The sequence below is a fragment of the Mobilicoccus caccae genome (assembly GCF_030161635.1).
In the GTDB taxonomy this organism is placed as follows: domain Bacteria; phylum Actinomycetota; class Actinomycetes; order Actinomycetales; family Dermatophilaceae; genus Mobilicoccus; species Mobilicoccus caccae.
The window spans coordinates 3,905,314-3,922,891 of sequence record NZ_BSUO01000001.1 but is presented as its reverse complement, the minus strand read 5'-3'; the positions used below and the strand labels follow the sequence as shown (position 1 = coordinate 3,922,891).

18 protein-coding genes and 6 pseudogenes are annotated in these 17,578 nt (G+C 69.3%); 15 read left to right on the top strand and 9 right to left on the bottom strand.

Going from position 1 to position 17,578, the window contains the following annotated elements:
- Window positions 1–148 precede the first annotated feature (148 nt).
- Together QQK49_RS19250 and QQK49_RS19245 are read right to left on the bottom strand one after the other, a co-directional pair.
- Window positions 149–814, bottom strand: coding sequence for a response regulator (locus QQK49_RS19250; RefSeq protein WP_284305384.1), 666 nt, complete (start codon window positions 812–814; stop codon window positions 149–151).
- The gene (locus QQK49_RS19245; protein ID WP_284305383.1) at window positions 811–1,953 is read right to left on the bottom strand and encodes a sensor histidine kinase; all 1,143 of its coding nucleotides are present in this window, start codon (window positions 1,951–1,953) and stop codon (window positions 811–813) included. Before QQK49_RS19245 ends, QQK49_RS19250 begins: the two co-directional genes overlap by 4 nt.
- 126 nt (window positions 1,954–2,079) lie before the next feature.
- Between QQK49_RS19245 and QQK49_RS23005 the strand changes: the two are divergent.
- From QQK49_RS23005 to QQK49_RS23440, 5 genes and pseudogenes are all read left to right on the top strand, one after another.
- A pseudogene (locus QQK49_RS23005) lies at window positions 2,080–2,322 on the top strand (ATP-binding cassette domain-containing protein); the annotation flags it as partial.
- 188 nt (window positions 2,323–2,510) lie between these two features.
- Window positions 2,511–2,618: pseudogene (locus QQK49_RS19235) on the top strand (AAA family ATPase); the annotation flags it as partial.
- A 223-nt stretch (window positions 2,619–2,841) separates the two neighbouring features.
- On the top strand, window positions 2,842–3,600 hold the full coding sequence (locus tag QQK49_RS19230; RefSeq protein ID WP_284305382.1) for a hypothetical protein: 759 nt from the start codon (window positions 2,842–2,844) through the stop codon (window positions 3,598–3,600).
- Window positions 3,597–4,334 (top strand): annotated as a pseudogene (locus QQK49_RS23445) (erythromycin esterase family protein); the annotation flags it as partial. The gene QQK49_RS19230 and the pseudogene QQK49_RS23445, both read left to right, overlap by 4 nt.
- A gap of 26 nt (window positions 4,335–4,360) precedes the next feature.
- Window positions 4,361–4,783 (top strand): annotated as a pseudogene (locus QQK49_RS23440) (erythromycin esterase family protein); the annotation flags it as partial.
- Between the two features lie 209 nt (window positions 4,784–4,992).
- Here QQK49_RS23440 and QQK49_RS19220 read toward each other — a convergent pair.
- Together QQK49_RS19220 and QQK49_RS23435 are read right to left on the bottom strand one after the other, a co-directional pair.
- Window positions 4,993–5,613, bottom strand: a complete 621-nt coding sequence (locus QQK49_RS19220) for a hypothetical protein (RefSeq protein WP_284305381.1) — start codon at window positions 5,611–5,613, stop codon at window positions 4,993–4,995.
- A gap of 203 nt (window positions 5,614–5,816) precedes the next feature.
- The gene (locus tag QQK49_RS23435) at window positions 5,817–6,053 is read right to left on the bottom strand and encodes a putative immunity protein (protein WP_431310557.1); all 237 of its coding nucleotides are present in this window, start codon (window positions 6,051–6,053) and stop codon (window positions 5,817–5,819) included.
- Window positions 6,054–6,276: 223 nt separating this feature from the next.
- Between QQK49_RS23435 and QQK49_RS19215 the strand changes: the two are divergent.
- The 4 genes and pseudogenes from QQK49_RS19215 to QQK49_RS19205 all read left to right on the top strand — a co-directional run.
- Window positions 6,277–6,560 (top strand): annotated as a pseudogene (locus tag QQK49_RS19215) (LysR substrate-binding domain-containing protein); the annotation flags it as partial.
- Window positions 6,561–6,694: 134 nt separating this feature from the next.
- On the top strand, window positions 6,695–6,907 hold the full coding sequence (locus tag QQK49_RS23430; RefSeq protein ID WP_431310556.1) for a hypothetical protein: 213 nt from the start codon (window positions 6,695–6,697) through the stop codon (window positions 6,905–6,907).
- A gap of 4 nt (window positions 6,908–6,911) precedes the next feature.
- A complete protein-coding gene (locus QQK49_RS19210) occupies window positions 6,912–7,502 on the top strand; it encodes a nucleotidyl transferase AbiEii/AbiGii toxin family protein (protein ID WP_284305380.1) in 591 nt (196 codons plus the stop codon).
- A gap of 143 nt (window positions 7,503–7,645) precedes the next feature.
- A complete protein-coding gene (locus tag QQK49_RS19205; RefSeq protein ID WP_284305379.1) occupies window positions 7,646–8,368 on the top strand; it encodes a 4a-hydroxytetrahydrobiopterin dehydratase in 723 nt (240 codons plus the stop codon).
- Between the two features lie 142 nt (window positions 8,369–8,510).
- Here the strand turns inward: QQK49_RS19205 and QQK49_RS19200 are convergent, their stop codons facing one another.
- Window positions 8,511–8,861, bottom strand: coding sequence for a type II toxin-antitoxin system HicB family antitoxin (locus QQK49_RS19200; protein ID WP_284305378.1), 351 nt, complete (start codon window positions 8,859–8,861; stop codon window positions 8,511–8,513).
- A 328-nt stretch (window positions 8,862–9,189) separates the two neighbouring features.
- On the opposite strand from QQK49_RS19200, the pseudogene QQK49_RS19195 reads away from it, so the two are divergent.
- Together QQK49_RS19195 and QQK49_RS19190 are read left to right on the top strand one after the other, a co-directional pair.
- A pseudogene (locus QQK49_RS19195) lies at window positions 9,190–10,579 on the top strand (magnesium chelatase ATPase subunit I).
- Window positions 10,580–10,627: 48 nt separating this feature from the next.
- Window positions 10,628–12,628 (top strand): vWA domain-containing protein, encoded by a 2,001-nt coding sequence (locus tag QQK49_RS19190; RefSeq protein WP_284305377.1) that lies wholly within the window; start codon window positions 10,628–10,630, stop codon window positions 12,626–12,628.
- A gap of 7 nt (window positions 12,629–12,635) precedes the next feature.
- Here QQK49_RS19190 and QQK49_RS19185 read toward each other — a convergent pair whose 3' ends face one another.
- The 4 genes from QQK49_RS19185 to QQK49_RS19170 all read right to left on the bottom strand — a co-directional run bounded on the left by QQK49_RS19185 (window position 12,636) and on the right by QQK49_RS19170 (window position 15,063).
- Window positions 12,636–12,974: a hypothetical protein gene (locus QQK49_RS19185; RefSeq protein WP_284305376.1), complete on the bottom strand. Its 339-nt coding sequence runs from the start codon at window positions 12,972–12,974 to the stop codon at window positions 12,636–12,638.
- A gap of 40 nt (window positions 12,975–13,014) precedes the next feature.
- Window positions 13,015–13,359: a type II toxin-antitoxin system RelE/ParE family toxin gene (locus QQK49_RS23425; protein ID WP_431310599.1), complete on the bottom strand. Its 345-nt coding sequence runs from the start codon at window positions 13,357–13,359 to the stop codon at window positions 13,015–13,017.
- 32 nt (window positions 13,360–13,391) lie between these two features.
- The gene (locus tag QQK49_RS19175) at window positions 13,392–13,646 is read right to left on the bottom strand and encodes a ribbon-helix-helix protein, CopG family (protein ID WP_284305374.1); all 255 of its coding nucleotides are present in this window, start codon (window positions 13,644–13,646) and stop codon (window positions 13,392–13,394) included.
- Between the two features lie 130 nt (window positions 13,647–13,776).
- On the bottom strand, window positions 13,777–15,063 hold the full coding sequence (locus tag QQK49_RS19170) for a hypothetical protein (RefSeq protein ID WP_284305373.1): 1,287 nt from the start codon (window positions 15,061–15,063) through the stop codon (window positions 13,777–13,779).
- Between the two features lie 257 nt (window positions 15,064–15,320).
- Between QQK49_RS19170 and QQK49_RS19165 the strand changes: the two genes are divergently transcribed.
- The 4 genes from QQK49_RS19165 (at window position 15,321) to QQK49_RS19150 (ending at window position 17,477) form a co-directional block, all read left to right on the top strand.
- Window positions 15,321–15,731 carry a hypothetical protein gene (locus QQK49_RS19165; RefSeq protein ID WP_284305372.1) on the top strand — a complete coding sequence of 137 codons (411 nt, stop codon included), beginning with the start codon at window positions 15,321–15,323 and terminating at the stop codon, window positions 15,729–15,731.
- Complete coding sequence (locus QQK49_RS19160) at window positions 15,728–16,159, top strand: cytotoxic translational repressor of toxin-antitoxin stability system (protein WP_284305371.1); 432 nt, start codon at window positions 15,728–15,730, stop codon at window positions 16,157–16,159. The genes QQK49_RS19165 and QQK49_RS19160 overlap by 4 nt, the downstream gene beginning before the upstream one ends.
- 278 nt (window positions 16,160–16,437) lie before the next feature.
- Window positions 16,438–17,073, top strand: coding sequence for a nucleotidyltransferase domain-containing protein (locus QQK49_RS19155; protein WP_284305370.1), 636 nt, complete (start codon window positions 16,438–16,440; stop codon window positions 17,071–17,073).
- Window positions 17,073–17,477, top strand: coding sequence for a hypothetical protein (locus QQK49_RS19150; RefSeq protein WP_284305369.1), 405 nt, complete (start codon window positions 17,073–17,075; stop codon window positions 17,475–17,477). The genes QQK49_RS19155 and QQK49_RS19150 overlap by 1 nt, the downstream gene beginning before the upstream one ends.
- Window positions 17,478–17,578 lie beyond the last annotated feature (101 nt).

Genomic DNA, 17,578 nt, shown 5'->3' with positions numbered 1-17,578 from the left:
CCGCGCGCGCCTTGGCCCGCGCAGCACTCAGCACCACGTCGTCCAGATCAAGAGTCGTTCGCACTGGCGCATCATAGCATCAAAGATGCGTTGAGGTCGGCACGGACGAACGATGGACCCGCACCTGCCACAGTGGTGCCGACAGACTTCAGACCAGGCCCTCGTCGCGGATGATCATGGCGGCCGAGACCCGGTTGTCCACACCGAGTTTCGTGTAGATGCGGGTCACGTTGGCCTTGACGGTCGCGAGCGCCATGTAGAGCTCCTGACCGATCTCGGCGTTGGACCGGCCGCCGGCGAGGAGCACGGCGACCTCCCGCTCCCGGTCGGTGAAGGCGCCGGTCAGATGGCTTGCAGGCGCCTGCGCGGCCGATCTGGCGGTGGCGACCGCGTGGATCAGGGTCTCGGTGGCCGCGGGCGAGAGGGCCGGGCGGCCGGCGTGGACGTCGCGGACGGCGGTGATCATGTCGGCGGGATCGGCATCCTTGAGGAGGAACCCCTTGGCGCCGAGCTGGAAGGCACGGACGACGTAGTCGTCCTCGTTGAACGTGGTCAGCATGAGGACGGGGGTCGTGTCCCCGGCAGCGGCCAGTTCGGAGACCAGGCCGATCCCGTCCAGTTCGGGCATGCGGATGTCCGTGAGCACGACGTCGGGGCGGTGGTCTCGGACCGCGGCCAGCCCCTGTCTGCCGTCCTCGGCCTCGGCGACGACCGAGATGTCGGGGGCGCCGGCGAGGATCATGCCGACGGCTTTGCGGACGAGGGCGTCGTCGTCGACGACCACCACCCGGATCGAGGGACTGTCGCTGGTCACGACCCCACCTTGGCAGGGATCGTCGCGGTGAGGACGAATCGGGAGTCGATCACGTCGACCCGGGCGTGACCGCCGAGCAGACGGGCGCGCTCCTGGATCCCCACCAGGCCGTACCCACCGGACTCCCCGACCTCGCCGGTGAACGGGTTGCGCACCTCGAGGACGACGTCTCCGCCGGAACGGGTGATCCGCACCGACACGGGCTGCGCCGGAGCATGTTTGCGGGCATTGGTCAGGCCTTCCTGCAGGATCCGGTACAGCTGACGACTCGCCGTGGGCGGTAGCGCCGCCGTGTCGATCTCGCAGGTGTAGTTGACGTCGGTCACCTCGCGCACCTCGGCGAGAAGGACGGGCAGTTGTGCCAGATCCGGCTGCGGCGCTGCGGTCGTCCCCGTCGGGGAGCCGCCGTCGTCGCGCAGGTCGCGTAGGACGGCCCGGAGTTCGTCGAGTGCGAGACGCGAGTTGGTGCGGATGATCGTCGCGGCCTCCTGCGCGTCGTCCGGGAGGTCGTCGCGGTGGACGAGGGCGCCCGAGACCATCGCCACGAGCGAAATGCGGTGAGCGACGACGTCGTGCATCTCGCGTGCGATCCGGGCCCGCTCCTCCAGGCGGATCTCGGCCGCCCGAGACTGCTCGGCCCGCTGTGCCGCGTCGACCGAATCGGTTCGTGCCCGCGACAGCAGGCCGGTGAACAGGGCGAATCCGATCGCGCTGACCGTCATGGTCAGGTCCACCGACGAGGCCGAGGTCCACTCACCTCCCGGATACGGCAGCACGAGCTGGATCACCTTGGCGACCACGGCCGCGAGGGTCCAGCCCACGATCTCGACCAGGTGTCGCCGGTCACGGAGACGGCGCGCCCGTGAGGCGATGATCCCGATGACACCACCGAGCGCAGCGGGGCTGACCAGCAGGCATCCGACGGCGACGGCAGACACGAGGCGGGGTGCGGTGTGACGTCGGGTGAGTACCCCCAGAGAGAGCAGTCCCGGCACGAGGACGAGTGCCACCAGCAGCGGTCGGTCGAGGCTTCTCACGACCGGCAGGGCGTAGAAGGCCGTGGCGAGCGCTGCGGGCAGCCACACGAGTCCACCGATCCGTCGGTGCACGAGGTTCCTGGGCTGCGTCGCTGAGCTCACCTCGCCAGGCTAGGGCCGGCGCGAGAGGCGGGGGTAGCGACCATCGGCTACCTCCGGTGGGGTCCGGCGAGCCGATGGTCGCTACCGGCCGCAGCCCTCCGGCCTGGGCGTTCGGCCCCTCGGACGATGACCGCCCTGGGCCGGCGCGGCTGTGATGGATCCATGATCACGATCGACTCACTGACCAAGTCCTACGGTGGCCGGACCGTCTTGGAGGACGTCTCCTTCACGGTCCCGGCCGGCAGCATCGTCGGATTCCTCGGCCCCAACGGCGCCGGCAAGTCGACGACCATGAGGATCCTCCTCGGGTTCGCCGACGCCGATTCCGGGACTGCGTTCGTCGACGGGCGCCCGTACCGCCGGCTGCCGAACCCGGCCGTCGTCGTCGGGTCGGTGCTCGACTCCGAGTGCTTCCACCCCGGTCGCACCGGGCTCGCGGCGCTGCAGCTCGCGACCGCCTCGATGTGCCTGCCGACCTCACGGATCGCCGGCGCGGCCGCTGAGGCGGGACTCACTCCGGAGGAACTCCGACGGCGCGTGCGCGGGTACTCCTCGGCATGCGGCAGCGCCTGGCGCTCGCCCTGGCGCTGCTCGGCGACCCGCAGGTCCTGGTCCTGGACGAGCCCACCAATGGTCTCGACCCGCAGGGTCAGCGGTGGCTCGGTGAGCTGTTGCGCCGCCGTGCCGATGCCGGATGCGCCGTCCTGTTGTCGAGCCACCAACTGTCGTCGGTGGGTCGCCTCGCGGACCGGCTCGTGATGATCGGCGGCGGCCGGATCGTCGCCGACGACGTCCTCACCGCAGCCCGCCCTTCGGACGCTGATCTCGAGGACCGCTACTTCGCCCTCACCAGCTCCACCGACCGCGCCTGACCGGAAAGGACCTGTCATGACGACGACTGCCCTGCACCCCACGCCGCCTGCCGCGGCCTCCATCGGCCGGTTGACGGGGGTGGAACTGCGCAAACTCATCGACACGCGCCCACTGATCGTCGCTCTCGTGGCGGCCTGCCTCGCTGCCGGCGCAACCGGCGGCGGGAGCATCCTGAGCTCTGGTCCCGCCGGCTTCGGTGACGTGACTCGGATGGCCCTGTTGTTCGTGCCGTACTTCCTCGTCGGCATCGGTGCGGCCCTGGTCACGTCGGAGAACACTCACCGCACGGCCCTGACGACCTTCGCCATCGTCCCTCGCCGTGGACGCGTTCTCCTGGCCAAGGCTGCGGCGATGGGCGTCCTCGGCGTTGTCGCAGCGGTACTGGCTCTGGCTGCAGGCACGCTGATCTGCAGCGTCGCTCCACTGCTGGGACTCGGCCCGGTGTCGTGGGAGATCGACTGGAGCGCCTTCGCGGTGCTCACCGCGGGTCTGGTCGTCAGCGCCCTCGTCGGCTGGGCGCTGGGGATGGCCACGGGCAGCACCGCGATCACGCTCGCCGTGTTCCTCGTCTTCCCGATGGTGGCCACCGCTGTCGGTTCCTTTGCGCCGGCTGCGGCACAGGTCCTCGGGTGGCTCCGTCCCGACACCGTGTATGACCTCGCCGGCCGCATCGACGCGGCCGTCATCGGCCGGACTGCGACGGGCCTGCTCTTGTGGCTCGTGACCCCCGCGGTCATCGGTTGGATGCGTCTGACGCGGGGTGAGGTCCGGTGAAGACCCTCACGAAGCGCCGTGGCTGTGCAGTCCTGCTGTCGCTCCTGGTGATCCTCACCCTGCTCGCGGTGGGTGGCTGGGCCTACGTCACCCGACCCCAGGGGGAGGCTGCTGCGGTGGAGTTCACCGATGCGCGTCTGCAGCCGGCCCTGACCGATGCACGCATCCTCGCACTCGGCGAAGCCACCCATGGAAATGCCGAACTTCAGCAGCTTCGAACGCAACTCACCAGCAAGGTCGTCGACCATGGGTTCCGGACGGTGGTGCTCGAGGAGGACTACGGCCATACCCACGACGTCAACGAGTTCGTCCAGGGCGGTCCGGGGACGGCGCAGGAGGCGGCCCAGCGGTTCGGGTTCGCGATCAACAAGACCGCCCAGGTCGCCGAGTGGCTGCAGTGGATGCGTGACCACAACGCCTCGGCCCCGGCGGGTCAGCGGATCACCTTGGTGGGGATGGACGTCCAGCGCACCGAGCCTTCGCTGCGGATCGTCGCGGACGCCCTGCAGTCCTCCGACCCGGAGGCCGCACAGACAGCATCCGACGCGTCGAAGGCCGAGGCCTTCGACGACGCGACCGTCGAGTCGCTCCGGGCAGCGGTTCACCGGCTCCCGGCCTCCCCCGATCGTCACGACGCGGAGTTCGCCGTCGACGCTCTCGCCGCCAACATCGCGGTGACGGGTGCCGGCGACGCGTACTCAACGACCAGGGAAAAGGTCATGTTCACCAACCTCCGCCGCATCGTGGTGGAGTCGAAGGGGGTGTTCTGCTCTTCGGCCACAACGCTCACGTGGGGAAGACCGCCAACGGCGCCGTGTCGGAGCCGGTCGGTGCACGGGCCGCGAAGCAGTGGGGCGAGGGGTACCGGGTCATCGGCACCGAGTTCGTCGACACGACGTTCCTGTCGGGCACGAAGGACGAGCGCCGCGAGTGGAGTCTCACCAACCGCACCCCGCTGCGCGGCATGTACGAGGGCACCCGCATCGGCTACCTCGACTTCGCCCAGACCTCGGGAACGAACCGAACGCTCGTCGACTCGCCGACGATGATGGGCAGCGCCGGCGAGAGCTTCACCTACCTGCAGAAGCTGGTCCCGTTCTTCCACACGGTCTCGGTCGTCCCATCGCAGATGTACGACGCCCTGATCCTCGTCGAGGACGCAACACCCACGACCATGTTGTGAGCACGCCGGTGTGGTCGCATCGGTCGGCATAGCGGACAGACGTCCCACGCCGGCCATGCGGCAGCCGCCGAATCAGCGGGTGAGGATGAAGGCCGCCACGCCCGCCATCACCAGCCCGAACCACCCAAGGCCCCTTTCACATCGCGGGCCAGGACGCAGTGGTTAGGCGCTCCGGTTGTCGACACAGGAACTACTGCTGCTCCTGATGACTATGAAAGCCCTCCGGCGTCAGACTCGAAAATGACTTCTCCTTGCTCGTCGAGGAACTGGATGGCGGCATGCCCGGTCGCGGCCACGGTCAGTCGAAGGCGGGCGCGCCCTTCGCCGTCAGCCAACTCGACCGCCGCTTCACCTCGACGGTGACCGAAGAACCCTCGGGGACGCCCGCGCTCGCGACCCTCCATCTGATCGTCGATCACCTCCGAGGACTGGTCCTCGGCACGAGGACGATCGACGGCGTCGAGGTCCTCGGCGATGGACCGACGAGGGCGTTCGGAGACCACGACGCCTGCGACTATTCCTTCCGGGCCGTCGGTCCCGAGCACCTGGACGACCTGATCCTGCTCGTAGGCGTCGAAGGTGAGGCTGCCCGATTGCCGGCCGTCCCTTCCCCCGAAGATGAATCCGCCGCTCTCCGTCTCTTCGTCGTTGAAGAAGATGAGGCCCGCATGGGAACGGTGTGGGTCGTATTCCTTTCCACGAATGGTTGCACCGGGAAGCCGCTCACCGTTGGACAGCACCATTCGCACACGACCGTCTGCCTCTTGCACATTGATCCGATGAACCGTGAGCTCGTCGACAACCAAGTGTTCAGGCGTGTTCTCGTTCATGTGCAGGCTCCTCGACACCGATGGGTACTGGCCACGTCCACGACCAGTACAACTTCATCACGTGGACGACGGGAACAGCGGCTCTTCACGGGCGACGACGGAGAGGGGCGGCCGCCGCTCGTCGGATCCCCGTCAGGCGTTCACGACTCCCCGAGGTGGAGTGAGCGCGTCGGGACTGTGCAACCAGCGCGGCGCCAGGCGGCTCACTCGTCGTCGAGATGCTCGTGGAAGCGGACAGGCAGATGCCCCCTGCCACGCGAGCTCGTCCGCGAGCGCCTTGCCGGACAGGGCGTCGCTGCGGGGTCTTCGCAGTCTCGAGCGGCTGCATGGCCCGCGAAGGCCTGTCTGCGCATGAGGCCGACAGACAGCTTCGCGGCACGGAACTCGGCAGCAGCGCTCAACGCGACGTGGAGTCGGTCGTCCGAGGGCCGGTGTTGCATGAAGATCGGCAGCAGCCGGTGGATGCAGTCCGAGGCCCAGCCGATGAGGGACTCGGCGATCCTCGTCGGTCAGGGTCAGGGTCAGGGGGTCGGGGTCGGGCATGGCGTGACGCGTCCTTGTCATACCCGATGAAGATGTCTCTGAAGAACCTGTCGAGACTTCGCCCGCGGCATCAACCCTGAGAGTGACCGCAGCACCGCGCCCTCACCCACGGTCGGCCCGAGCGCGCTCGCCTCGGGGTTCGAGCCGCGGATCTCGTTCGAAGCCAACGACTATCAGGAGGCGCGCAGGCGATGGTCAGCGTCGGCCTCGGGGTGGCGCTCGCACCGCGCACCGCCGTCGTCGACAAGCATCCGCGGGTGCGGATCGTCTCGCTCGGCGACAGCTCCCCTGCACGCCGCATCCTCCTGGCGCACCGCCACGACCGTGTCCGCGCACCCGCCGAGGACGGCTTCCACGAGGTCCTCGTCGAGACGGCGCGGTCCTACGAACCGGGAGATCTGTAGGCCGGTGGTCGGGAGGCCGTGCATCACCGAGGTGCGGGCGATCGGCCGGAGGCGCCGTGGGCATCGCCCAGGCACGCGCACGGTCGAGGCGGCTGTGCTGCGGCGCCCTCTCGCGTCCCGCTTAGACTCGTGACATGCCCGCCAACACACCAGCGGCGCGCCTCCGCATCGCGCTCGACCTGTTCGCTCTCGGGGAACAGATGATGAGAGCGCGACTCCAGCGGGAGCATCCGGAATGGACCGAGACACAGACGCAGGTAGCCATCCAGGGATGGCTGCGTGAACGCCCTGGCGCCGAGTTCGGAGATTGTCCCGGACAGCCAGTAGCTCTGAGGGATGCTCGGTGAATCGATGACGACTCCCATCGAGGAGTCTTTGCGCCGCCTGGTGCGCGATTGCGCGACGCTGGAGCTGCGATGGGCGCTGATCGGGGGATTCGCTGTTTCGGCACGCGCCGAACCGCGCTTCACGCGAGATGTCGACGCGTGCGTCCTCGTCCATGACGACGCAGACGCCGAAGCGATCGTGATGCGACTCGGTCACCGGGGTTACGACGTCGAATCGCTCGTCGAACACGCCTACGTCGATCGTCTCGCGACCGTCCGCCTGCGGCCTCCCGTCTCGGGCGGAGTCCTCGTCGACCTGCTCTTCGCCTCGTCGGGTATCGAGCCCGAGATCACCCGGGACGCGGAGCAACTGGAGCTCGTACCCGGCCTCGTGCTCCCGGTGGCCCGCGTGGCGCACCTCGTGGCTCTCAAGTTGTTGGCTCGCGACGACACTGCGCGACCACAGGACGCCGCCGACCTCACCGCCATGAGGCAGATCCTGACCGGTGAAGACATCGCCGACCTACGGCGACTGGTGCGCTTGGTCGTAGAACGCGGCTACCACCGGGACCGCGACCTCATCGCCCTCGCCGAGGCCTACATCGGGGGGACGTGACGTCGGCCGGGCGCCCGCAGAAGACGTTCGTCAGACTCATCAGCCGTGATGTGGATGGCCGGGCCCGGGTGTTTCTCTGAGGCGGGAAGACCGCCCCCGCCCGACCCCTTGACTCCGCGTGAGCGCTGCGACTCAATGTGGCGATGGGATCACCATCCACAGACATGCTGGGTGGCGCGCAGATCGCCGCCGCCCGCCTCACCGACTGGCGCAAGCTGGCCCAGGGACTGCACGCGCGTTACGTGGTGGGCGACTTCGGCGCCGGCGCCCGGTTCGTGGCCACCGTGGCCGAGGCGGGCGATGAGGTCGGTCACCACCCACGGGCCTCGATCGGCAGGGGGTACGTCGATCTCGAGCTGGTCAGCGACGACGCCGTCTACCGCGACGACGAGGGCACCGAGCACGTCGTCGAGTGGGTGACACAGCAGGACCTCGACCTCGCGCGACGGATCTCCGAGATCGCCGCCGATCAGGGACTCACCGCCGATCCGACCTCGGTCAGTGAGATGGAACTCGGCCTCGACACACCAGGTTCCGCGAGAATCGCCCCGGTGTGGGCGGCGCTGCTGACCGGGAGCGCCGACTCTCAGGGCCGCGGATCCCCCAGCGACGAGGTCCGGGACGCCACCGTGCGGGTACCCAACCTGTGGTTCGGCGACGCCGAGGAGAACGAGACCCCGCGTCAGCGGTTCCACATCGAGATCTACGTGGCGCGCGAGGTCATCGAGCAACGCGTCGCCGCCGCGCTCGCCGCGGGCGGGACCGTCGTCGACGACAGCGACGCACCTGGGCTGACCGTCATCGCCGACCAGGACGGCAACACCGCCGTCCTCTGCGCCGACGTCTCAGGGACGACGAAGGACTGACCCGCCCGACTGACCGGGTCGGCCTGCTCCGTGCACGGGGCGGCAGCGCGGGTGACCTCCCTCACCGCGAGGTCCTCTCCAGAACCGCGATTCGCGCTGACGATGCGTGAAGGTCAACCGTCAGTGCGCCATCGGCGGCGGATCAGGAAGCCCTGTTCAGCTTGCTGACGACGTGCTGATTGAGGCTCACATGCCGTTCGGCGGCTTCCAAGGCCAGCTGTCGGTGAAGCTCTTCACCGACGCGGAGATTGAACTTTCCGGAGTACGTCCGCGTCGCCAACGGTTCCGGCACGACCTCGCCGCTGCTGAGCATGTCCTCCACGACCTCCGCCACGAGCTCGCGCAGACCGCGGAGCGCATCCTCCGGTGAGGCTGCTAGCCAGGACAGGGACGGCAACTCGACGCACGTCGCGACGAACTCCTCGTCCGCGACCGACCAGGTCACGCGGTAGGCGTAGTGGGCGACATCGCGCGCAGTCGTGGTGGTGGTCATGACATTTCCTCCAGCTTCTCGATCGCGGCGACGACCTTAATCCTCGCGACGGACGGCATACCGCAATGGTACCGCCCATGGTACTAAATGCCAGACCCTTACGCCCCTGGACCGCTCCCCGAGCTGACGTTCGACGACCCTGAGAGCCGTCTCACCTGACCTGGCGCCGCACCACGAACACCCGGATCGCGACGTCGTGGCGGCTGAGGGGCAGCCGGTCAGCCTTCAGCCACGTGGTCACCGCTCGACCGGGGCGATCGCTTCTGCTCTGCCCGCGACGTCGGCTCCCCGCGCACTTACCGTGAGAGATGTGAGCCAGCACTCCTCCATCACCGCGCCTCGCCCGAACATCGCCACCGTGGGCGAGCTGCGCGCCTCGGGTCACGTCGAGAAGGACCTCCGCACCGAGCTGCGCGCGAACCTCCTGGCGAAACTCGCTGCGGGCGAAGACCCCTGGCCGGGCCTGCACGGTCTGCAGGACACGGTCATCCCCCAGGTGGAACGCGCCATCCTCGCCGGCCACGACATCGTCCTGCTCGGCGAGCGCGGGCAGGGCAAGACGCGCCTGCTGCGCACCCTCGTCGGCCTCCTCGACGAGTGGACGCCCGTCATCGACGGCTCCGAGCTGGGCGAACACCCCTACTCCCCCTCACGCACGCCTCCCGACGTCGCGCCGCGGAGGACGGCGACGCGCTGCCGGTGACGTGGCGCCACCGGCAGGAGCGGTACGCGGAGAAGCTCGCCACCCCCGACACGAGCGTCGGAGACCTCATCGGCGACGTCGACCCGATCAAGGTCGCCGAGGGCCGCAGCCTCGGCGACCCCGAGACCATCCACTTCGGGCTCATCCCGCGCAGCCACCGCGGCATCGTCGCGATCAACGAGCTGCCCGACCTCGCCGAACGCATCCAGGTCGCGATGCTCAACGTGATGGAGGAGCGCGACATCCAGATCCGCGGCTACGTGCTGCGGCTCCCCCTCGACGTGCTCGTCGTCGCCTCGGCCAACCCGGAGGACTACACGAACCGCGGCCGCATCATCACTCCCCTCAAGGACCGCTTCGGCGCCGAGATCCGCACCCACTACCCCTCGAGCTCGCCGACGAGGTCGCCGTCGTCCAGCAAGAGGCGCACCTGGTGGCGGAGGTGCCCGACATCATCGTCGAGATCCTCGCCCGATTCACCCGCGAGCTGCGGGACTCGGCGGCCGTGGACCAGCGCTCCGGGGTGTCCGCCCGCTTCGCCATCGCCGGCGCCGAGACGATCGCCGCCGCCGCGCTGCACCGGGCGACACGACGGGGTGAGTCACGCGCGCTGGCGCGGGTCGTCGACCTCATCACGGCGGTGGACGTCCTGGGCGGCAAGATCGAGTTCGAGACCGGCCAGGAGGGGCGCGAGGACGAGATCCTCACCCACCTGTTGCGCACCGCCACCGCCGGCGCCATCCGCGCCCGGCTGGCCGGGATCGACCTGTCGCCCCTGGTCGACGCCATCGAAGACGGCGCCTCGGTGACCACGGGCGAGCAGGTCAGCGCCCGGGAGGTGCTCGACGGCCTGCCGGACCTCGGGGAGTCGACGCTCTACGACGACCTGGCGGCCCGACTCGGCGCCGACGACGACGCCGGCCGGGCCGGCGCCGCCGAACTGGCCCTCGAAGGACTCTTCCTCGCCCGCCGCATCAGCAAGGACGTCGACGGTGGGGAGACCACCTATGGCTGACGTGCCGTCGGCGGACAGGCCGTCGGCGGACGTCACATGGCGGCGGACGTGACTGCGCGTCGTGGTCGCGGCCGGTCCCGGTACGGCCGGTACAGCGGCGGTGATCCGCTCGCGCCGCCCGTCGACCTCGGTGAGGCACTGGCCGAGATCGGCGAGGACGTCATGGCCGGCACCTCACCGCAGCGGGCCATGCAGGAGTTCCTGCGCCGGGGTGGGCGGGATCAGCGCGGCCTGGACAGCCTCGCAGCTCAGGTGGCGCAGCGTCGGCAGCAGCTCTTGGCGGAGCACCGTCTCGACGGCACGTTGCAAGAGGTGCGGGAGCTGCTCGATCAGGCTGTCCTCGCCGAACGCAAACAGCTCGCCCGCGACCTCGACGACGAGGCCCGCTTCTCCGAGATGCGCCTGGGCAACCTGCCCGCCTCCACGGCAGCCGCGGTGACCGAACTCGGCGACTACCCGTGGCGGAGCAGCGAGGCGCGGGAGACGTTCGAGCAGATCAAGGACCTCCTCGGACGGGAGGCCCTCGACCAGCGCTTCGCCGGGATGAAGCAGGCGTTGGAGGGCGCGACCGAGGAGGATCGCGGCCGGGTGAGCCAGATGATGGCCGACCTCAACGCACTCCTGGAGAAGCGTCGCCTCGGCGAGGACACCCCGGAGGACTTCGCCGAGTTCATGGACAAGCACGGCGACTCGATCCCCGGCGAGCCGCAGGACCTCGACGAACTGCTGGACGAGCTGGCCCGGCGCGCCGCGGCCGGCCGTCGGATGCTCGCCTCGATGACGCCGGAGCAGCGGGCCGAACTCGCGGAGCTCTCGCAGCAGGCCTTCGGCTCGCCGGAACTGGCGCAGGCGTTGGACCGTCTGGACGACAACCTCCAGGCGTTGCGTCCCGGGGAGGACTGGGACGGGTCGGAGTCCTTCGAGGGCGACCAGGGCCTGGGGCTCGGCGACGGCACCGGGGTGCTGCAGGACCTCGCCGAGCTCGACGCCCTCGCCGAGCAACTGTCGCAGCAGTATTCGGGCGCGCGGATGGAGGACGTCGATCTGGATGCCCTCGCCCGTCAGCTCGGTGACGAGGCCGTCGTCGATGCCCGCACTCTCGCCGAGCTGGAGCGGGCGCTGCGGGAGTCGGGGTACCTGAATCGCACTGCCGACGGCGCGCTGCGCCTGTCCCCCGCCGCCATCCGGCAGCTCGGCAAGGCGTTGCTGCGAGACATCGCCGAGCGCATGTCGGGACGGACCGGAGGGCGTGACGTGCGGCGTGCGGGTGCGGCCGGGGAGCTGGACGGGTCCACCCGGCCGTGGGAGTTCGGAGACACCGAGCCGTGGAACGTCACCGCCACCGTGGGCAACGCGGTGCGTCGGGTCGTCGCCGAGGGCGGGGACCCGCGTTCGGGGGTGCGGCTGAGCGTGGACGACGTGGAGGTCGACCAGACCGAGGCGCGCACCCAGGCCGCCGTGGCGCTCCTGGTCGACACGTCGTTCTCGATGGCGATGGAGGGGCGCTGGGTGCCGATGAAGCGCACGGCGCTCGCGCTGCATCAGCTCGTGACCAGCCGGTTCCGGGGGGATGACCTGCAGCTCATCGCGTTCGGGCGGCATGCCCGCACCACCCGCATCGAGGACCTCACCTCACTCGAGGCGCTGTACGAGCAGGGCACCAACCTCCACCACGCGCTGCTGCTGGCGCACCGCTTCTTCCGCCGGCACCCCACCGCTCAGCCGGTGCTGCTCATCGTCACCGACGGCGAACCCACCGCGCATCTGGACCGTGTGGGTGAGGCCGAGTTCGCCTACCCACCCCATCGGGTCACGTTGGCGCTCACGGTGCGCGCGCTCGACGACGTCCATCGCCTCGGCGCACAGACGACGATCTTCCGTCTCGGCGACGATCCGGGATTGGCGCACCTGATCGACCAGCTCGCCCGCCGGGTCGAGGGCCGCGTCGTCGCCCCCGATCTCGACGACCTGGGGGCGGCCGTCGTCGGTTCCTACCTGGGCTCCCGCGATCCCGGTTGGGACCAGGCTCGCGGGTTCTGGCCGTTCTAGAGCAGTCTCAGGTGTCGTCGCCCTCGTCGCGGAACAGGGCGTTCAGTTCGTCGTCGAAGCTCTTCTCGGTGGCCATGAGGCCTTCGAGGTCGAGCATGACGAGCACGTCCCGCACGGGGACGCCGCTGCTCAGGCACAGCAGGATCGCCTGTCCCATCTGCACGGCGGCGAAGTTGCGGGCGAAGGCCTGCCGCAGCGCATCGGAGACCTCGGGGTGGGTGAGCGGATCGGCGCCCTCACCCAGGCGGCGCTGGATGCCGCGAGCGATGTCGTAGACGTTCTGGTTGGCATCGGCGACGATCCGCTCGAGGCGGGCTGCGGCGGTGGGGTCGAATTCGAGGTCCACGGTGCTCCTCATCGTGTCGGGACGAAGTGGTGCGATGCCATCAAGAGTGCCTGCCGCCAGGCGCAGTGGGCGGGGCGACCCGCGTCGCAGGCGACGGGATCCTCGACCGCTCGCTTCCGAGCTCGGTCGAATCGAACGCGGTCAGGCGGCCGCGCCGGTCATGCAGGACCCGGAGGATACGCACGTCATCGAGCCGGTTCAGTCGGTAGAAGACGCCGTAGGGGAACCGGGGGACGCGGGCCCGACGCAGATCACCGAACCTCTCGACCGGGGTGCCGGATCGCGGGAACATCTGCAGGCGGTCGACGATCTGCTCCACACCTTCCATGAAAGAGTCGACCAGGTCCTCACGGATCGCGCCGTAATGGTCACGGGCATCGTGCACGTCCGCCACCGCATTCGGTGAGAGGACGACCTCTACCTGTCGTTCCACAGCTCGGCCCGCACCTCGCTCCAGGGGCGAGCCGCCTCAGGGTGCGCGAGGTCCTCGTCCACTGCCGCCTGAAGAAGGTGTCGTTCCTCCTCCGACGGCTGATACGTGGCCTCACCGAAGTGGGTCCGGATGGCCTCGGCAATCATCTCCGACCGCGACCGATGCTCGACCTTGCGAGCACGCTCGACCATGTCGTAAAGCTCCTCCGGCAGCGTCACCGCCACCTTGCGCACGGCCATGCCTCACCTCCTGGGTATGATTTCATCATACTCTTGCGCCCCGTGCTCGACGCCTGCATCGAGCGCAGGGTCAAGCTCGTGTTCTTCGTCAACACCTGCATCCCGCCCCAGCCGACCCTCGGTCGCTGACTCAAGAATCCGAGTCGCCGGACGTGGTCGTGGGTGTCCTTGCGTCGGCGAGCGCCGCCAGCTCCAGCAGACGGTCGGTGCCCTGGTCGGGCACGACACCGGCGAGCACGCGCCACGCGGCAGCGGTCTCCGGTCCGACGCACTCGGTCCTGGCTGACTCGAAGACGCCCGGGGTGGCCAGCGCCGCCATCACGTGGGGCGAGACGCCGGCGGCCGCGAGGTCGCTGACCCCAGCGGCGATCAGGCCCACCTCCAGGACGCAGAGGGCGTTCGCGACCACCGGGTCATGGCCGAGGGCGCAGAGCTCGGCGACCCTCGGCGAGGCCGACTCGGGGTCGAACTCTCCCTCGCAGCCCGCGAATCTGGGGTACGGGAGGTCGCTCGTGTAGGGCGTGGAGGGGGTCAGGTGGAATCCCTCGGTCGCGCCCTCACACAGGGAGAACGAGAGGGCCCACAGCCAGCCGAGCGCATCGTCATCGTTCACGCTCTCTCCGACTCGTCCGGCCGTCCGCAGATCCACAGGAATCGGCCGGCGGGCGAACATGAGGCCGGGCTCGGCGGTGATCGGTGCCAGGCGTCCGACCAGGGCCGGGGCATCCACGCCGGTGAACGCGCCGACATTGAGCACCTCGACCGTCCGCGAGTCGGACATGTCCCGCAGCACGAGTCGGCAGCCCCGCAGCCCCAGCACCTCGTAGGCGCCCACCCGGGCCTCGTCCGCCCATCCCAGGACCTTGTCGGTCCGCTCGAGCAGCCCCGGCCCCGCGTGCTCGAGCACGTAGTCCCGAAGGCCGCCGAGCTCGTAGAGGGCGATGTCCTGAGCCACGTGGTCCCCGGCGGCGATCCTGGTCCCCAGGTGGAGGGCGTCGGTGTCGTCGATCGCGCGCTCCGCGGCGTCGAGGTGGAGCGTCGTCATCACCATGTGCACGGCCTCGTCGATGCGCGGGTCCGCGGCCATGAGCATCGAGCGGTAGGCGAGGTCGGCGCACCACCGGGAGTAGGCCCAGGGCGGCGCGTGCTCGCCCTGATCGATGAGGTCCTGCATGGCGTGGCGGTGCGGGGACTCCAGGATCACCAGACCGGACAGCTCGTGCGCGAGGCTGGTGGCGGCATCTCCTTGGCGGCCCGCCTCCAGGGCGCGGGCGATGCAGTCGAGGTCCTCGCTGTCAGGTGACGTCTCCAGAAGGGTGCGGACGGAGACCCGCCGCACGTCGTGACCCCTGAAGGTCTTCGACGCGCGGCGCGAGCGGGCGGATCGGCGGGGGCGGCGCTTGCGTGAGGTCGGCATACGCCCACACTGACCGTTTTCGCAGTCGTCGGGGCAGCACCACCAGCTCCCTGTGGATAACTCCGGGGGAAGCTGGGCAAGACGGAATGGAACTGTTCGACGTGCTCGTCACGATCTCACCAGGCCGAAGAACTTGCCTGTGATCATCTGCCGGCGATACAGTCGATGTACACGGTGTACATATTTCTCGCGGGATGGCCCCGGGAGCCGCCAAAGAGGCACTCCGGCCGGATGATGGCAGCACCGAGGAGAACATCATGCCGCTCGCCCAGTTCGACACGGTCGCCGCTGGGCGCGCCGGCTTCAAGGACATGATCGACGCCGCCAGCACCGGCGGCGCGGGTGTCGTGCGCCGGAGCGGTGAGGCCTTCGCCGTCGTCCCGGTCGAGACGGTGCGGCGCGCGCTGCTCGCCTCGATCGGCACCGTCCCCGAGGTGTTCCGCGAGGACGACGGCATCGGGCTGTCACTGCGTGGCATGCCCTTCGCCTCCGAGGGTTCGACCCTGGAAGAGGCCGCCGCCGACATGGTCGAGGCACTGCGCGAGTACGCCGAGGACTGGCCGCGCCTGCGTCACGCCGGCAACCACCGCCGGATGGAGACCCTGGTCCCGCTGGTCGACCTGTCCACCGACGAGCAGCTCACCGACTGGCTCACCGGAGCGGCATGACCTCCTTCCCGGCGGCCACCCGCAAGGATCACCTGACGTTCTGTCACACGGAGGGATGGGAGGAGGTCCGGCGCGCCACGGGAAAGAAGGTCAACCACCACCTCACCTTCGAGTTGGCGCTGGAGGACGGGCGGATCCTGCGCACCCGCATCTCCCATCCGCCGGGCAAAGACACCTACGGCACGAGCCTGTGGACGCGGATTCTGCGCGAACAGCTCGACGTGACAGAGCCGATCTTCTGGGCCTGCGTCAAGGATGGAGCCCTGCCGGAGCGCAGCATTCCTCCTCCTGCGAAGCACGCAATCCCGGCCGACCTGTTTCATCTGCTCACCGCCAAGGCCGGCTACCCCCAGACGCAGGTCTGCGAGATGACCAAGGACGAAGCGATCGCAGCCGCCGGCGCGTACTGGCAGCGCGGCGGAGACTGAGCGTCGAGCCCTGCGCACTTCTTCGCCGAAGTGCGCGCGCCCGGGCCGTGCGCACTAAGGGGCGCGGGTCGCCGTCACCGTGGCATGGCTGATGGGGAACGCGTGCCGGGTGTAGACGATGCCGAGCCGCGTCGTCGGCGCGGGCGTCGAGCACGGTGCGCACGCCACTCTTCCGGGCCCCCGGGCAGGGTTCAACGGCGAGGTCGCGCCATCGGTTGGCCCGAACAATTGCACCAGATCTGGTCCATATGGACCGTTTATGGGCCATACTTCTGGTCATGGACCTCTCCCAGCCGTTGACGACGCTGCTCTCTGCGGCGGACGCTCGCGCGCTGACCGTGCTGGCGGGCACGGAGGCTCCCTTGCCGGGGCGAAGAATCGCTGAGCTCGCGGATGCCAGCCACACGTCTACCCAACGCGCCCTCAGCCGCTTGACCGCCCAAGGTGTGATCCTCGTCGAGCCCGCCGGGCGAGCAAACCTCTACCGCCTCAACCGTTCCCACGTCTTGACACCGTGCATCGTCGACGCCGTCAACGCGACGGCGACCGTACTGCGCCGGTTGGTCGACGAGCTGAATTCATGGAGCATTCCCTGCCTCCACGCCGCGCTCTACGGATCGGTCGCCCGAGGGGAGGCTGGGCCGGAGTCGGACATCGACGTGCTCGTCGTCCAGCCCGAGAACCTGTCAGCCGAAGACGAGGCGACGTGGGACGGGCAGCTCGCAGACACCGAGGTCCTGATGCACGCACTCACGGGGAACCAGTTGTCTTGGCTGGCCACGTCCGTACCGGACCTACACCGCGCCGAGGCTGCAGGCGAGCCCATCTTCGGTTCATGGCAGGACGAAGCGGTCCTTCTTGTCGGCCGACCGCTGTCTCGACTCCTCCACGACACAGGCCGGGAAGCTCACTGATGCCCGCCGAGCGCCGCCGCGTCGGCAATGCCGCCGACGCACACAACCGCCGGATCATCGCCGCCCGCTACCTGGAGATCGCCGAGCTGGCGACGACCGAGGAAGGACCGGGCGCGAACAACGTCATCGTCGGAATCGCTGTGCTGGCCGGCATTGCCGCCTCCGACACCATTTGCCTGTCCGCCACCGGCTCCCGATATGCCGGAGAGGACCACGCAGAGGCAGCCCGTGTGCTCGCGCGCACCGACAAGAAACTCGGGGCCGAGCTGGGCAAACTGATCCGGCTCAAGCCCGGTGCCCACTACGGCTCCACCTTCATCTCCGACAGCGACCGTCGACGTGCGTTGCGTGCCGCCGCAACCTTGGTCCAGAACGCGACCGATCGAACGCTCAGAGCACCGTGAGGGGACCATCGCTCGGACGTGGACCGGTCGGGACTCGTGTGAGCCGAGGACGGATATACCCGGGGACAGTGGGCATCTTCCCCGACCGCGCGAGGATCATC

Bases quoted from the DNA above. Each gene is read 5' to 3' on its own strand.
- QQK49_RS19210 (WP_284305380.1), top strand. From the start codon at position 6,912: ATGACGACTCCCATCGAGGAGTCTTTGCGCCGCCTGGTGCGCGATTGC.
- QQK49_RS19205 (WP_284305379.1), top strand. From the start codon at position 7,646: ATGGGATCACCATCCACAGACATGCTGGGTGGCGCGCAGATCGCCGCC.
- QQK49_RS19175 (WP_284305374.1), bottom strand. From the start codon at position 13,646: ATGGCCGTGCGCAAGGTGGCGGTGACGCTGCCGGAGGAGCTTTACGAC.
- QQK49_RS19155 (WP_284305370.1), top strand. From the start codon at position 16,438: ATGGACCTCTCCCAGCCGTTGACGACGCTGCTCTCTGCGGCGGACGCT.
- QQK49_RS19165 (WP_284305372.1), top strand. From the start codon at position 15,321: ATGCCGCTCGCCCAGTTCGACACGGTCGCCGCTGGGCGCGCCGGCTTC.
- QQK49_RS19230 (WP_284305382.1), top strand. From the start codon at position 2,842: ATGACGACGACTGCCCTGCACCCCACGCCGCCTGCCGCGGCCTCCATC.
- QQK49_RS19170 (WP_284305373.1), bottom strand. From the start codon at position 15,063: ATGCCGACCTCACGCAAGCGCCGCCCCCGCCGATCCGCCCGCTCGCGC.
- QQK49_RS19200 (WP_284305378.1), bottom strand. From the start codon at position 8,861: ATGACCACCACCACGACTGCGCGCGATGTCGCCCACTACGCCTACCGC.
- QQK49_RS19150 (WP_284305369.1), top strand. From the start codon at position 17,073: ATGCCCGCCGAGCGCCGCCGCGTCGGCAATGCCGCCGACGCACACAAC.
- QQK49_RS23430 (WP_431310556.1), top strand. From the start codon at position 6,695: ATGCCCGCCAACACACCAGCGGCGCGCCTCCGCATCGCGCTCGACCTG.
- QQK49_RS19220 (WP_284305381.1), bottom strand. From the start codon at position 5,613: ATGAACGAGAACACGCCTGAACACTTGGTTGTCGACGAGCTCACGGTT.
- QQK49_RS23435 (WP_431310557.1), bottom strand. From the start codon at position 6,053: ATGCAACACCGGCCCTCGGACGACCGACTCCACGTCGCGTTGAGCGCT.
- QQK49_RS19160 (WP_284305371.1), top strand. From the start codon at position 15,728: ATGACCTCCTTCCCGGCGGCCACCCGCAAGGATCACCTGACGTTCTGT.